A 14,955-nucleotide genomic window follows, 5' to 3' on the forward strand; every position below is an offset into this window, starting at 1 on the left:
AAAAGAATTTTCGATTATTGGTTTACTCTTGTCGGCTCGAAGAAATTAGGGATAGGATTTGGCGTATTGCTGTTCCTATCAATTTCCGTTTGTGGGTAGATGAAGCGTTGTGGAAAATCGCTACCCACATTTGGTGTGGTATGAATTCTCACAACTGGCTCATTCTCTGTTCTGCGGGTGTCATTGAAACCTTCAATTTGCCCAAAGAAAGTAACAAACCTTTCCTCCATAATTTCTCTTAGCAAAGCATTGTCCGAAGAGATGTTATCGGGATTTTCAATACCGCCATTGGCGAAATCGCTGGCATCATAAGCATCGTATTGAATGTCTGCAGGGTTGGCGTTCGACAGATAGCCACCTGCATTCATAAATGCTCTGAATTCGTTTAAATGCTGTAATCCTGTGCCGAAACCTCCGTTTCTGAACCCAGATTCAGCTAAAATGAGTAAATTCTCCTCGTAAGTAACTAGCGAAGTTGAAGCGGTTTGCGCGGCAAAACCATCTACTGTATTCGGCTGAATGCCAACTCCGGTAACTGCAAAAAGGTAATTCCAGCGAGCAGTTTCGTCTGTTTTAGCATTCCCTCTGTAGTTGTTAATATCTGGACTCACGGCAGCATCAGAAGCCACCAAACTGGCCATAAAATCAGAGGTTTTTAAATCTGCAGCACGTGAATAAACTGCAAAGAACTGGTAGTTCAGGTTCGACTCGTCCAAGCCTGTTCCATGCGGACCAAAAAGTCCGTTGTCCATTGCGCTTACTCCATTCTGAGCAGCATTGTAAGCACTGGCATATTCACGCGTATGCATGTAGTAACGTGCCTTTAACGTGTAAGCAACCTCGATCCATTTTTGTGGATCACCATCCAAGTAAATATCCGATCCGCTTGGAGGTCTGCCAGTACCCAATTGCAAGTTTGCAATTGCCTGATCTAAAAGCGTCTGTACCTTACCATAAACCACTTCTTGATCTTCGAATTGTGGGTTTTCAACATCAAAACGGGCTTCATCAAAAGGAATATCGCCATAAAGCGAAGTGGCCGTACCGAAAGTCATGGCTTGCAGCACCTGCGTAATGCCTATGCTCACACCTTCAATGCCTTGCTCCACTGCAGCCTCCTCGGCCACACGGGCATTTCTCAGCGTATTCACAAAGGCATCGTCCCAAATGTTATCGAAGTCGCTAGTGGTTACGGTGTATTGGCTAAAGCCCAAATGCTGTCGGTCGATACCCGTATAGTAGCCAGCAAATATTCCTGCCCTACGAGCCGTTTCTCCAGCTTGTAAAATCATATTCCCTACTTCTGCCCCAGTTAAAATATTCTGAAAAGAAGCACTTGTTGGGTTATTAGGATCATTATTTATCCCTTCAAAAATGTCGTCACAAGCGACAGTCAAAAGGCAAATCAGTATGATATATATTGAATTCTTCATTTCGATCTGTGTTTTGTTAGTTTAGAATGTGGCCGATAAAGAGAACACATAAGACTTGGTTCCTGGGTTATTGAAGTAGTCAATTCCTCTGGCTACACTTACCCCTGTCAGGTTGGTATCAGGGTCGTTTCCTTCAAATTCAGTCCATAAGAATAGGTTTCTACCAGTGGCAGAGATTGTGGCTGACTGAATGCCAACCTTGCTTAGCCATTCTGGCTTTAGACTGTAAGAAAGCTTCAACTCTCTCAGCCTAGTCCATGAGCCATCTTCAATATAAAGCTCATCGTTACCTCCACTGAAGTAGCCACCATCGCCATTGTACCAAGGTTCGGTAAGCGCTACTGGCCCAGCACCAAAATCGTAGATGTTACCTCTAAATGGTGTACCCATCGGAATTAGGTTACCGTTGTAGTCCAATAAATTCTGATCAGCAGTCACCTCACGGCCAGTACTCTCCCATCGGCCAAGGTCGGCCAATACCGATTTTGTACCGGCATAAATATCAGCGCCTTGATAAGTTTCGAACAAAGCAGAAAGTGACCAATTCTTGTAGTTCAGTTGGGTAATAAAACTCCCTTGCCAATCTGGGTTAGGATCTCCAATTACACCCTCTGTTTGATCTTGCTCAGGGAAACCGTTCTCATCATAAACAATGTTTCCTTCATCGTCTCTCAAAGTTCTCGATCCCCAAAGCACGCCTAGCGGATAGCCTTCGATAGCACGTGCATTTACTGCTGCCAAACCGCCCAATTCTATTGTTTGCACTCCGGCAAGATCATCTACATTATTCTTATTCGAACTGAAGATCACATTCGCTTGCCATCTGAAATCGCGCTTTTGCATAATAGTATAGCCCAAGTCAATCTCAACTCCTTTGTTGCTTACCTGCGCGCCATTGGCGTAAATTTCATCGTAACCTCTTGAGTTCGCAATCGGGAAATTAAGCAACACATCGCTGGTGGTATTATCATAGTAAGTTGCGCTTAATGAAAGTTTATCATTGATAAACCTCATGTCCAAACCAATTTCTGTCTCCTTTTTACGCTCTGGTTTTAAGCTTGAGTTACCACGGTTGGTACTTGGCACAAAACCTCCGTTTCCGTAAAAGCCAAGCCCTAAACCGCCACCGTACTGGTCGCCATATGTTGGCGATACAAAAACGTTTGTGGTGTTGTATCTGGCAGGCTGCACACCCACCTCGCCATAAGAGAATCTAAGCTTACCGAAACTCATAATATCGTTCTCAAGCGCCTCTAGCTTAGAAAACTGCCATGCAATAGAAGCTGATGGAAAGAAGAACGCATCGTTCGATTCGTCACCAAAAGTTGATGCTTTTTCTGCACGAAGAGTTCCATTAAAGTGAATCATGTCGTAGGCAGAAAAGCTTGCTGAGGTATAAACTGCCGCTGTTCTTTCCTGACCAAAAGTGCTGGTAGCCGTTCTGTTTTCAGGAAAAGCGTTATCAATATCTCTAACCGTACTGGCCGCATCGGTAAAGAGAATAAAGTTGGTTATCTCGTTTCCGCTAGTTTCGCGCTTGGTACCGTTGTAGTTAAAGCCAACCAAAAGCGAGCCGTTAAAATCAACGCCAAATTCTTTGGTTGCAGTGGCTATGTAGTCCATGTTGAAAATGGTGTTCGAAGCCATATTTCTTCCAAACAAACCTGAGCCATAAGCTCCGGCAGCGGAGCCCGGTGTAAAGAACTCTTCTCTTCGTTCTGTGTAATGATCTACACCAACCCTAGCTTTCAAGTTCAACCATTCCAGTGGATCGGCAGAGAAGGTAAAGTTGGAAATGAAACGGTCCGTTACTGCCGTATTCGGCTGTTCGTAAATAGTCCAAAGCGGGTTATTGTAAACAGCGGTATTATCTGCACCAAGTGGCTCTCTGTAAGAACGATGTCTGTTCGAAACCGGAGCGGCCGTACTACTAGCGTAGTAATCGCCTTTATAGCCCGACTGGTCGAAGTCTGGCGCTTGTCTTAAAAGCCCAAGGTAAAAACCCGATGAACTTGCGCCTTTTCGAATTCTATTTGATGTAGTATGCGCATAAGTGGTATTTGCGCTAATACTAATGTTTGGTGAAAGCAGGAATTCGGCATTAATTCTTGCGCTAGACCTTCTGTAGTCAGAGCTATTTTGAATGATACCTTTTTGGTTCAAATCACTCAAACTGAAATAGATTCTGCTGTTATCATTACCTGCAGAAATACTCAGGTTATTCTCCAAAAAGCTACCATCTCTAAATACCTGATCGAAGTTAGAATCATCGTAAATCGTTTGCGAATTCTTAGAAATGATTGGGTAGTAGGTTACTCCATTTTGCCCAACAAAGAACTCCCCAGAGGTGTCAAACTCATCTAACCCTCCTGTTCTATCAGCAATTTTGTCTCCCCAGGAATCTCTAGCAGCTTGGTTGTAAACACCGTTATCGCCCTGCCCATAGGTGGTTTGCAAAGGGTACTTTCTGTTGATTTTATCAATGGAGTAAGTAAGGCCGTAAGAAACACTCAGCTTTTTATTGAAGTCACCCTTTTTGGTTGTAATAAAGATTACTCCACCCAGTGCACGTGTTCCCCAAAGGGCAGCCGCAGAAGCACCTTTCAATACCGAAATGTTCTCAATATCGTTTGGGTTAAGGTCGTTGAGCCTCGACTCTTGTGCTACACCGCTAGAGCCTCCATCGCCACGCACATCATTACTAATTGGCACACCGTCCACTACCACTAGCGGCTGGCTGTCGCGGGTAATACTGGAAAGCCCTCTTATTTGAATAAATGCACCAGCGCCCGGGTCGCCAGAGTTACGCGATATGCGAACGCCCGAAATCTTTCCCGACAAACTGTTGAGTAAAGTTGGCTCACCTGCTTTCTTAATATCCTCTCCGTCTACCGTGGTATTGGCATATCCCAAATTATCTTTTTTAAGCGATTGACCAATGGCCGTTACCACTACGGTTTCCAATTCGGATGCTTCCTCTACCATTGTAATGTTGATGACGGTTTGGTTGCCTACCGTTTGTGTAATGGTTTTGAATCCTAAAAAAGAAAATCGCAGCACGGAAGTCTCGCTTGCAACGGAAATAGAATAAGTACCATCTATTTGCGAAATGGCTCCGTTGCTTGTGCCCTGTTCTAGTATTGAGACCCCGAACATGCCTTCGCCAGTCTCATCCACTATTTTCCCTGTAATGGTTGTCTGCGAAAAGCCTTGAAAGGCCAGCAGGCAGAGGGAAAAAATCATCGATATTTTCAAAGAGTTAATCATGTAGTATTATTTGTTTCTTAAAAAGTTAACCTCATACTTTGATTATAAGTAGCGAGGTGATAAACTGTACTTTACATTTCAAGCACAGAGGCAATCGTTTGCATTATACAAAACATAATTTGGCATTAAATTGATTTATGGAATTATATTCTATTTCAATGAATTTTAACGAATTTCAACAAATGTTCTTTTTAAATAGACTTACTAAATGAATACGAATAATCACCAGGAATTCGTAGGCAAACTGGAAAAACTCTATGGAGCATTTGACCCGGAGATCAAGCGTTTTGCCAAGGCTAGCAACTCGGAAATTTCGAGAAAGCTTGGCTATAGCGATGCTCAGTTTTCCAGGTTGATCAACTCTAGCGCAACCGAAGGAGAGTATGCACGCGCCATTCAGAACACCAATAGAATACTGAAATTATTAGAGCTAGAATCGGCCCTAAAAACCGCCAAGGAGAAACAGCAAAACGGTGCAAACCCAAGCCCAAAAAAGAACACCACCCTACTCTATGCGGTCATTACTTTACTGGCTTTATCAACCGCATTCTTTATTTATAAAAGCGTCAATTTTAAACATGAAATCGTAGGAAGCGAAGAAACCCGCGATGACATGCTCAAGTGGAGTTTTGAAACTCCGTTTGTAAACCCGTTTATTGAATTGGACGACTTACCTGCTGACTGCTCATACCCTTGTTACAAATACCAGGGCAAATGGGAGTTAAAGCAACCTTATAAAATCCCGTTTTTCAGAGAGCAAAATGGGTTTCATTATGTAGCTACCGAGGTGAATATGTATGCCCGCTGCATGAGTGAGAAAAGTGCTGAAGGCAACATTATTGAAGCCTATGAATACCAACGACACGAAATCTGGTACGACAAACGCGAACTTCCGATAGACTCGTTTATGGTAGCAGGCTTTCAGGGACAGCTAACCGAAACCTACCAAAATCAACACTTTGAAGACGATAATAACTTTGTAAAACTTGCGGTCATCCACACCTTTTTCAGGAATGAATTCAACCTTGACTCAGGCGGAATTGAAAGAAGCGGAAAGGTAATTGGCCGCGATGTAGACTTTGTTTCCGAAAGAGAATTGAAAGGTGAGTTTAGCTCTGAAAAGCTTATGCTAGATGCCATGACACAGGTAAATGCCATTATCACCAATAGGCTGGAGGATTTCTCGCGCCCTATTTCATGCGATTTTGCAGCCCTACCTAAAGATGACTATAACCTTGTAATTGAAGGTGATGAAATAAGCTTTGACTGCGAAATGACCACAAGCCGTTTTGCGATTGATTATACCAAGACCTACGTACTAAAAGATCAATTCATCAAGAACACTTGTGTGCCAGACAACACGCTTTAGTGGGCACGACTGTTCCAATAATGCCATACAATCGCATGCGCTTGCTTTTCCTCAAAAACTACTCGCAACTGAAGGCGAAACCCTTAGCTTTGTAGCCTGATGAAACGCAACAGAATCGACCTTACTCAAGGCTCTATCTTAAAAGGGCTACTTGCATTGGCCTTTCCTATTATTGGAGCAAACTTGTTGCAAACGGGCTATCAACTGGTAGATGCATTTTGGGTTGGTCAACTTGGTGCTAATGCAGTTGCGGCCGTTTCTGTCAGCTTTCCCGTTAACTTTCTTCTGATATCATTGAGCTCTGGATTTGCCTTTGCAGGCACCATTTTAGTAGCGCAATATGCAGGAGCCAAAAACTTTAAAATGGTAAGCCATGTAGCGTCTCAAACGCTTACCATGGTGGTTATTATCTCCATTGTTCTATCCGCATTGGCCTATTTAGCCTCTCCGGCTATTCTAAGGCTGTTGGGTGTTGAAGATGTTATTTTCGATGATGCCAACTTCTTTCAGCGTACAATTTTTATTGGCCTGGTTTTCAACTTTAGCTTTATCATGTTTCAATCGCTGCTGCGCGGTATTGGCGAAGTTAGAATCCCCCTATTTATTAACGCAGGAACATTAGCACTCAACTTTGTGCTCGATCCGTTATTTATTTACGGGTGGGGACCGGTAAAAGCCTACGGTGTTACTGGTGCTGCGGTGTCTACGCTCTGCACGCTTTTCCTTTCTTCATTCATAGCTTACTATGTACTGTTAAAAGGTAAAACGGATATCAAACTGTCCTTTAAGAACTTCTCGTTCGATGGCCCATTGCTCAAAAAAGCATTCAAGTTAGGCGCACCATCTTCTATAGAAATATCAGCTCGTGCCTTAGGCCTAACGATTATGACGGGTATTGCCGCTAGATTCGGAACGGAAGTGCTTGCTGCCTATGGCGTTGGCTCAAGGTTGATCAGTTTTGTGGTGATTTTCGGGCTCGGACTGCTACATGCCTCTTCTACTATGGTGGGGCAAAATATGGGTGCGCAAAAGATTGACCGAGCGGAAAAAGGTGCTGCCTATGCTGCGTGGATAGGCTTTGGTGGCCTTACCATCGTAGGTATTATCTTCTACATTTTTGCAGAACCACTGGTTCGCGCCTTCCTCGATGCTTCTGACCATGTGGTAGCCATGGGTACCGATTTTATGAAAATTACTTCCTTAGCCTTTGGCTTTATGGGTGCACAACTGGCGCTTGTTGGCACCTTGCGCGGATCTGGCAATACGGTAGAATCGATGATTCTGGCGATTATTGGTATATGGGTTATTCAGTTTCCATTTGCGTGGATCGTATCAGGCATGGACAGCATGCAAGAACATGGCGTTTGGTGGTCTTTCCCAGTAAGCTATGTTATCCCTTGCATACTCACCGTTATTTGGTTTAAGCGCGGCAAGTGGAAAGAAAAGCGCTTGGTAGACTAAGTCTTCGCTTTAATTATTTCTGCCCTTCAACACATTTACACTTGGGTCGATTGGGTTTCCTGACATTCTTCTGAAGCTTACAATTTGCCCCGTGTGATAAATTGCATCGGCCAGCGGACCGTTAAGCACATTCCAAAAAGGTAACGAATTCCCTCTACCCAAATCCAGTTCAGCATTCGCCAACTTATCGAGCGAAGCACTTCGCAATTCCACAGAAGCCTCCAGAAGCAGCTCAAGTGTTAGCTTTCGCTTTGCAGCAAAGTCCATTTCAGAAAGGTTTTCTATCGGGTAAAAATCTGGGGTTCTGAATGGTCTTAAAACCATTACAGACAAGGTTAAAATATGGTCGATAGTACTTTCTACATCGCGGGCATCCTTTGTTGGTTCGAAGGCTAAATCTTTTGCAGTTAACCCTTCTGTAGCCCAATAATAGCGGTACCCCAAGCCTTCTACCATTCTGGCAACCATCGTTCCTGCAGTATATTTTTCAGCATATTCAGGCATGCTTTTGAAAGGTAAATCTTGCGCATTCGCGTTGACTAATGTAACAACAGCGAATACGAATGTAAGTGAAAGTTTGAAAGCCTTATCCATTTCTTTTTGATTGAATATTCAGACTGCAATAAACTAAAAAAGGTGCTAAGCTTTCGCCCAACACCTTTAATTCCTCCATTCTTAATTCTATAAATCTCGCTTAACCACCAGCCTAATAGTTGCCCAGTAAAAGAGCGCCAGAAAGGCCAATACAGCACCAAGCTCCGGAAACGTAATATAGTCTTGTACCTCTTGAAATACGTATTTAGGGAATGGCACATGGACTAGTTGGTTAATAGATTTAACCGGCAAAACGTAGCCAATCCAGTCATATCCTAAATAAGTCATTCTACCCCAGGCAATGTTTTCCACCACCATTGTCCAGAATATGAGCACACCCATAGCAATGATTGACTTTTTGATAAGCACACCCACGAAAAGTGTAAAGACCAAAAAGGTAAATAGCTGAAGTGCAAAAATCAGTATGAAATACGAATCCTCAAACATTAACCCAAGGCTTATGTCAGAGGTGTAAATAAGCCCTGTAATCATGCCAAGTACAAATAAGAAGGCCGCTGAAGCCAAGCTTAAAAATCCGGCCATTACGATCTTACTTATTATAAATTCCTTCTGACTAAGGCCATCTATTACGTTTTGGCGAATTGTTCTGTAAGAAAATTCATTGGTAACGGAAAAGATTAAGCTAAAGCCAAGTAAAAGCTTAAGGTGAATGGCTACCCAAGTGATGTTTTGCCAAATATCAGGAAACTCATAAAAAGGAATAATGGTAGGGTCAATGCCGTCCATATCGAAATCTTCGAACCTGCTTTTGAGGTACTGCAAAAATGGCATTACCACAACGCAAATCACGAACAAGGCAACCAAATACATACTCGCCAAAACCTTAAATGAGCGGCTTGGACGTACTTTTTGTAATTCTATTCTCAATAAACGCATCATGATTGACCTCCTTCCTGTCCGGCTAAAATCTCAAGGAATTGTTTCTCGAGCGTTTTAGTTTTTACTACCAAATGTTTTGCAGTTATTCCCTGCTTAAATAAGTATTCGTTTACCTGTGCGGCCGAGTAACCATTGTGCATTGTCATGGTGTACTTATCGAGCTCACGCTTTATGTGCGAAGCCATTCCTGAGCCTTCAAGCACTGCCTGAAGGTTCTCTACATCGGCCTTTACCTCCACATTCAAACTACCTTTGCCCACATCTTCTACCAAGCCGGTATGAATGAGTTTACCACGCTGCAACACACAGAAATGCGTACACACTTTTTGTACTTCGTCTAGCAAGTGGCTGGCGAGAATAATGGTTTTGCCACTATTGGCAATTTCAATGATCAAATCTCTGATTTCGGCAATTCCTTGTGGGTCGAGACCATTGGTAGGTTCGTCTAAGATCATCACCTCCGGGTCGCACAAAAGTGCAGAAGCAATGGACAAGCGTTGTTTCATACCAAGTGAATAGGTCTTGAACTTGGAGTCTTTGCGTTCGTCAAGACTCACCACTTTCAGCACCTCTTCCACCCTGCTATAGGGCACCTCCTTTATGTCGCATACAATCTTAAGATTCTGAACACCGGTAAGGTACGGGTAGAATATTGGGTGCTCTAAAATAGCCCCAATTCGCTTACGCGTATTTTGATCTCCCTTTTGACCAAACCACTCGAAAGTACCGCTGGTTTGATTGATAACGTTGAGAATGGTGCCTAAAGTGGTGGTTTTGCCACTGCCGTTTGGGCCAAGAATACCGAAGACATTGCCTCGCTGAACTTCCAGCGACAGATCGTCAACGGCTTTTACCCTCCCATAATGCTTGGAAAGGTTTTTAATTGATAATACTGTATCCAAATCGTGTTGTTTTTGAGTGAATTTCGCCTAGTTGAAGGCATCTTTTAGCGTAAGGTTAGAGGAGCTTTTGTTGATGAATTCTGAAAACTTCAGAATATTGTTTACATCAGGATAACCCTCAATATCGATAATGCTATACCCATCTTCCATCTTAATCAACACCACAAAACCTTCGGGTTCGCCTCTGCGCTCTTTCATTAGCACCTCCATGTTGTTACCGTCAGCCCTAGCCGACATCATGGTTTCGTAGCCCTCGTCTGCTACATCGTGCTTTAGCTGCTTAAATTCATCATCGGCCCCTTCAAAAGTATAATCCTCATACATAAAGAACTTTACCTTTTCAATGCCTTTGATCATTTCGGCTAAAGCTGGCATTTCGCCAAATTCACTATCTAATGATCCGCCCATTCCCTTTAAATCTATTCGGGAAAGCATTTTGAGCGTGCTCTCATAGAAAAAGAGCTTTAGTGTAGGTTTGTTCCTATCTCTGAACCTTTCCACGCTTCGGCTTTGTGCAGTGGCCGATAGCGCGAAAAGGCACAGGAATAGGGTTAAAAAAAGTCGTTTCATACATCCGTTCGTTTTTTGAGTTATTTGACCTTAAGAGGTGGGATTAACCACCTCTTTTATCGTCAAGAAATTCTAGCTCTTCGAATCCATCCATTCCGATTTTTTTCGAAAGCTTGTATAGCATGTTCAAATCGATGCCATCGCCAACAATGCTCAACATACCAAACTCATTGTCGCCACCCATTACCATGAAAAGCTCATCGATTTTATTGTTCTTTTCTTTAATGTAGAATCTGATGTCTTTGTCTTCTTCTCTTACCGACATCAGCTCATCAAAGCCCTTGCCTTTGATCATACTTAATGCCTCTGAGTACATCTTTCTTCCATCAACATTACTGTCTTTGCCTAGTACTTGCACTCGCTTGATCTTACCGAGTGACTCTTCGACCATCTTTTGTTCTTCTGGGTTATCCATTTCCAACTGACTGATCATTTGGAACATTTTACCGCTGAAGTTTACGTGCATAAAGCTTGGATCGTCTACATACTTCTCGAAGTACTTCGAGATGGCATTATCTTGCGCGTTCACTACTGTAGCGAACATCGCTAACATTACTGTTAAAACTACTTTTTTCATATTTGTCTCTTATTCTTTTCTTTAATTCACACTCATTCCACCAAGCATTTGCAAACCACTCTCTGCACTGCTCATGTTGCCAATAGCACCTAATTCATCGGTGGCATCGCCTAGGGCACCAAACTCCGACATGGTGTTATTACCTTTATTCATAAACACCGAAACCATCAACAGCTGCTTTTTCAGCTCAGCATAAGCCTCTTCTGGTGTTTCGAAAGTATCCGTTGAAGTTGGCGCATTCTGTTGTTGGTAAAAGAACACACTACTGATAATGGTAACCAGCACGGCTGCTGCAATGGCCGAATACTTTCTGAAGTAATCGCTGAAGCTCACCACTTTTACCTCTTCTTTTTCCTCTTGAATGATGGCTAAGATTTCTTCATCAAAACTATCATCAAGTTGTTTTTGTGCTGCTTCGTCATGGTGAGCAAACAGTTGTTTAAGCTCGCTTAGCTCGGCAGATTCTGGCGCTTGTTGCACCAATTGCTTCAACTCTTGCTCTTCATCCAAACTCGACTCTGCATTCCAAAATTTCTCTACTAATTCTTCAATTCTAGAGTCCATAAGCATCTACTTTAATTAGACTTTCTTTTATTTTTCTTCTGGCTCTGAACAAATTGGTCTTCACCAGATTGATATCAATGTTTAAATTCTCTGCGATTTCCTTGTAAGAGTACCCCTCAATATCTCGCAGTTGCATTACCTCCCTTTGTCGGTTGGGCAAATCGTCAATCATGGTTTGAATTCTATCCATCAATTCTGATCGTTCTGCCACTACATATGGAGTGTCTTTCTCTTTCCTGGTATCTAGTTCTACTTCAAACAAATCAGTCTTCTTCACATGTTTGCTTCTCAGCTTATCAAGCGATTTATTCTTGGTAATCATCATACACCAAGCTTCCAGATTCTGTATCTGCGCAACATCTTCGCGCTTTTCCCACACTTTAATCAGACATTCTTGTACTACATCTTTCGCCAGTTCATCGTCCTTCACTATGTTTAGTGAAAAGCGATAAAGCTTATTCTTAAGCGGTAGCACCTCTTCTTTAAAGCGTTTTACATCCATAATCAATCAATAGACGAGCAATGATTTCGGTTGGTTAACAGGTGGTATAAAAAAACATAAAAAAAGGGGCAAAAGCCCCTTCTAACATTCGTTTGGCGTACTTATATCTTTCCACAGATTTCTTGATACAAGGCTCTGCCTTCATTTTCGAATCTATCGACTGATTTCTTAAGATACTGGCAAGCCTCATTTTCTTTGCCCTGTTTTGCTAAAGTTGCTCCCCAGTAATAGTCAATCAGCGGCATATCGGCTTCAAACTTAGCGGCTGTCTCAAAACTTCTAATAGCATCTTCATACTTCTCTGTCTTGTAGTAGTAAATACCTTTATTTCTGTAGGCCCATCCATTTTCCGAGTTTGCCACAATCGCCTTATCAATATCTGCCTTGGCTTTATCTAAGTCATCATTTTGTAAGTATAAAAAGCCACGGTTATTCAAGTAGATACCATTGTTTGGTTCAATGGACAGTGCTTGCTGTACGTACTCCATGGCTTTATCATAGTTACCATTGGCAATTTCCATCATGCAATAGGTATTGTAAATATTCGGCTGGTTGGAATCCATGGCCTCAGCCTGCGCTAACTTCGCATAGGCACGCTGCATATCGTTGTTATAGAAATAAGCGTTTGCCGCGTTAATCACAGCTTCAACATTGCTCGAATCCTTAATAAACGAGGTATTAAAAGCCACTACAGAAGATCTATAATCCTTTTCTAAAAAGTACGCCAAACCCTTTTTAAACAGCAAATCTGAAGAATCAGGGAAAAAGTCCTCTACAAAAACTAAGTCTTGCAACGCATCCTTACCACGCCCAACGGCCAAATTTGCATCTACTCTATTTCGTCTGGCATCCCAATGCAAGGCATCCATAGTCATAATCAGCTTAGTGTAGTCGTCAATGGCTTCATAATAATGCCCCAATTTATACTGCGCAACCCCACGATTGTTGTAGGCCGACTCAAATTCTGGGTATTTATCGATAGCCTCTGTATACAATCGAATGGCCTCTCGATAGTCACCATTTTCCAAAGCCATGTTTCCTTTAATAAAGAATCGCTCTGCTTTAGTGGCATCACTCTCGCAACTAAAAATGCTAACAGCTAAAAAAAGAAGGATGATAAGTCTCTGCATGAATAGAAATTTTGGCTAAAATAAAAGTATCGGGCAATTAAGCCTAACTTACCATGGTGAAACCACAGCACAACAAACACAATTTGAATGAGCTACAGAAGTTCAAAGTCGCTTTAAAAGGATTGATGTTGGCTACCAAATCTGAAGCACACTTTCGGTTTCATATCGTGGCGGCCCTAATTATAATTACAGCTGGTTGGCTGATGCGCGTATCCAAAACCGATTGGCTATGGCTAATCGCTGCGATTGGCTTTGTGTTAATTGCTGAATTATTCAACACCGCAATTGAGCACTTGGTTGATTTAGTATCGCCAGAAAAACACCCATTAGCTGGCAAAATAAAAGACATTAGCGCTGGCGCTGTACTCATGGCAAGTATCACTGCTGCAGTCATCGGACTCGTTATTCTCTGGCCTTATTTTTGCTAGATTTTCAACTAAATGAAGCGAATTCTCCTACTTCTAATCATTTCCTCAATTAGTCAATGTGTATTGGCTCAAATCAAGTGTATTTCACCCCTTCTTACAACGGAACCAATAATCATGGTTAGGCATGGGGAACAAACCACAATTTTGAATCAAAAAGAATTAAGCCTCGAGGCTATCGATCTTAAGGCTACTCAATCAATTTACGTTTACCCAAAAGGTAATGCCTTGTTTGGGTTAAAAGGAGAAACGAGTGCTATTATAATAGTCTTAAATGACGACCGTACTGGATCTAAACAATTTGAAAGTATTCAGCGCCTTGAAAATAATCCTTCTTTAAAAGTTGAAGACACCCAAATCAACGCCTACATCAGTAAGCTTCTTTCTGAAAACAAAAGGGTCTATGTAGCCGAAAAAAGGGCGTTAATAAGGAGTCAGAGAGTACTCAAGCTTCTAGAGAATAACAAAATAGATTACATTCAATACTCACCCAACGAAGCATACCCGTTGGCTATTTACAAAAGCAAATAAACCTACTAATATGAAACACTTAACAATACTTATTCTCTTCTTTAGCTTTGGCGTTTGCCTAGCGCAGGAAGCTCCAACCAATGTTGAAAGCAAAACACCGCTATACGTTATTAAATACGGAGAGAAGACCCACTATTTAGACAGTCAAAAAGAAAACTTGGACAACATCTCTCCTGAAGATATACTCACAATTAGTGTTTTGAAAGGTGTAAGTGCAACATCTGTTTATGGAGACGCAGCCAAGGACGGAGCAGTACTTATTTACCTCAAAAACGAAGACTTCTTTAATGGAGAAAGAAACACTAATGATAGTGGTGTTTTAATAAGAGAACCCGGGAACACCTTAAAAACAACAACAAACGGAGTAGTTATCACCACACTGAAAGAACCTGATGTGCACAAATTAGACATGGACATTCAGGATGACGACATAAAAATTTATGGTGAAACTTTCAATGAACAAAGTGTTGCCCTCCACATAAACTTAGAGGGTAAATTGTACGAGGCTGACCTAAACACACTCAAAGACATAGAGGTAAAATCGATTTCAGATATCTCAGTAATTAAAACTCAAGAGGAGCTTAAAGCCCGCAAGTTAGCAGACAAAACGGGGCTTATAATCATTAGTTTGGATACTAGCGAAGAAGCCAAAAAATTAGTTAAAAAGCTTAAAGAGGTTAAGAAGTAAGACCATTCTTACTTCTTAACCATTTAAATCGTTTTTTCTATC

Annotated in this window: 15 protein-coding genes; 5 read left to right on the forward strand and 10 right to left on the reverse strand. The window is 42.0% G+C overall.

Annotated elements, in window-relative coordinates; translation table 11 throughout:
- Positions 1-14: 14 nt before the first annotated feature.
- Both BMW98_RS14050 and BMW98_RS14055 read right to left on the reverse strand, forming a co-directional pair.
- Positions 15-1,433, reverse strand: coding sequence for a SusD/RagB family nutrient-binding outer membrane lipoprotein (locus tag BMW98_RS14050; protein WP_090259213.1), 1,419 nt, complete (start codon positions 1,431-1,433; stop codon positions 15-17).
- A 21-nt stretch (positions 1,434-1,454) separates the two neighbouring features.
- Positions 1,455-4,676 carry a SusC/RagA family TonB-linked outer membrane protein gene (locus BMW98_RS14055; RefSeq protein ID WP_090259473.1) on the reverse strand — a complete coding sequence of 1,074 codons (3,222 nt, stop codon included), beginning with the start codon at positions 4,674-4,676 and terminating at the stop codon, positions 1,455-1,457.
- Between the two features lie 232 nt (positions 4,677-4,908).
- Between BMW98_RS14055 and BMW98_RS14060 the strand changes: the two genes are divergently transcribed.
- Together BMW98_RS14060 and BMW98_RS14065 are read left to right on the forward strand one after the other, a co-directional pair.
- Positions 4,909-6,069 (forward strand): hypothetical protein, encoded by a 1,161-nt coding sequence (locus BMW98_RS14060; RefSeq protein ID WP_090259214.1) that lies wholly within the window; start codon positions 4,909-4,911, stop codon positions 6,067-6,069.
- A 99-nt stretch (positions 6,070-6,168) separates the two neighbouring features.
- Positions 6,169-7,530, forward strand: a complete 1,362-nt coding sequence (locus BMW98_RS14065) for an MATE family efflux transporter (protein WP_090259215.1) — start codon at positions 6,169-6,171, stop codon at positions 7,528-7,530.
- 9 nt (positions 7,531-7,539) lie between these two features.
- Here the strand turns inward: BMW98_RS14065 and BMW98_RS14070 are convergent, their stop codons facing one another.
- The 8 genes from BMW98_RS14070 to BMW98_RS14105 all read right to left on the reverse strand — a co-directional run bounded on the left by BMW98_RS14070 (position 7,540) and on the right by BMW98_RS14105 (position 13,269).
- Positions 7,540-8,124 carry a hypothetical protein gene (locus BMW98_RS14070; RefSeq protein ID WP_090259216.1) on the reverse strand — a complete coding sequence of 195 codons (585 nt, stop codon included), beginning with the start codon at positions 8,122-8,124 and terminating at the stop codon, positions 7,540-7,542.
- 87 nt (positions 8,125-8,211) lie between these two features.
- The gene (locus tag BMW98_RS14075) at positions 8,212-9,024 is read right to left on the reverse strand and encodes an ABC transporter permease (protein ID WP_090259217.1); all 813 of its coding nucleotides are present in this window, start codon (positions 9,022-9,024) and stop codon (positions 8,212-8,214) included.
- Positions 9,021-9,926: an ABC transporter ATP-binding protein gene (locus BMW98_RS14080; RefSeq protein WP_090259218.1), complete on the reverse strand. Its 906-nt coding sequence runs from the start codon at positions 9,924-9,926 to the stop codon at positions 9,021-9,023. Before BMW98_RS14080 ends, BMW98_RS14075 begins: the two co-directional genes overlap by 4 nt.
- Positions 9,927-9,953: 27 nt before the next feature.
- A complete protein-coding gene (locus tag BMW98_RS14085; RefSeq protein ID WP_090259219.1) occupies positions 9,954-10,496 on the reverse strand; it encodes a DUF4252 domain-containing protein in 543 nt (180 codons plus the stop codon).
- Positions 10,497-10,539: 43 nt separating this feature from the next.
- Positions 10,540-11,073 carry a DUF4252 domain-containing protein gene (locus BMW98_RS14090; protein WP_090259220.1) on the reverse strand — a complete coding sequence of 178 codons (534 nt, stop codon included), beginning with the start codon at positions 11,071-11,073 and terminating at the stop codon, positions 10,540-10,542.
- A gap of 21 nt (positions 11,074-11,094) precedes the next feature.
- Positions 11,095-11,637 (reverse strand): hypothetical protein, encoded by a 543-nt coding sequence (locus BMW98_RS14095; RefSeq protein ID WP_090259221.1) that lies wholly within the window; start codon positions 11,635-11,637, stop codon positions 11,095-11,097.
- Complete coding sequence (locus BMW98_RS14100) at positions 11,627-12,139, reverse strand: RNA polymerase sigma factor (protein ID WP_090259222.1); 513 nt, start codon at positions 12,137-12,139, stop codon at positions 11,627-11,629. The genes BMW98_RS14095 and BMW98_RS14100 overlap by 11 nt, the downstream gene beginning before the upstream one ends.
- A gap of 101 nt (positions 12,140-12,240) precedes the next feature.
- Positions 12,241-13,269 carry a tetratricopeptide repeat protein gene (locus BMW98_RS14105; RefSeq protein WP_090259223.1) on the reverse strand — a complete coding sequence of 343 codons (1,029 nt, stop codon included), beginning with the start codon at positions 13,267-13,269 and terminating at the stop codon, positions 12,241-12,243.
- 53 nt (positions 13,270-13,322) lie between these two features.
- Here BMW98_RS14105 and BMW98_RS14110 point away from each other — a divergent pair, with 53 nt between their 5' ends.
- The 3 genes from BMW98_RS14110 (at position 13,323) to BMW98_RS14120 (ending at position 14,913) form a co-directional block, all read left to right on the forward strand.
- The gene (locus BMW98_RS14110) at positions 13,323-13,697 is read left to right on the forward strand and encodes a diacylglycerol kinase family protein (RefSeq protein ID WP_090259225.1); all 375 of its coding nucleotides are present in this window, start codon (positions 13,323-13,325) and stop codon (positions 13,695-13,697) included.
- Between the two features lie 63 nt (positions 13,698-13,760).
- On the forward strand, positions 13,761-14,225 hold the full coding sequence (locus tag BMW98_RS14115) for a hypothetical protein (protein ID WP_139177581.1): 465 nt from the start codon (positions 13,761-13,763) through the stop codon (positions 14,223-14,225).
- A 10-nt stretch (positions 14,226-14,235) separates the two neighbouring features.
- Positions 14,236-14,913: a hypothetical protein gene (locus BMW98_RS14120; protein WP_090259227.1), complete on the forward strand. Its 678-nt coding sequence runs from the start codon at positions 14,236-14,238 to the stop codon at positions 14,911-14,913.
- Positions 14,914-14,955: the final 42 nt, after the last annotated feature.

The sequence above is a fragment of the Roseivirga pacifica genome (assembly GCF_900111145.1).
Classification (GTDB): Bacteria; Bacteroidota; Bacteroidia; order Cytophagales; family Cyclobacteriaceae; genus Roseivirga; species Roseivirga pacifica.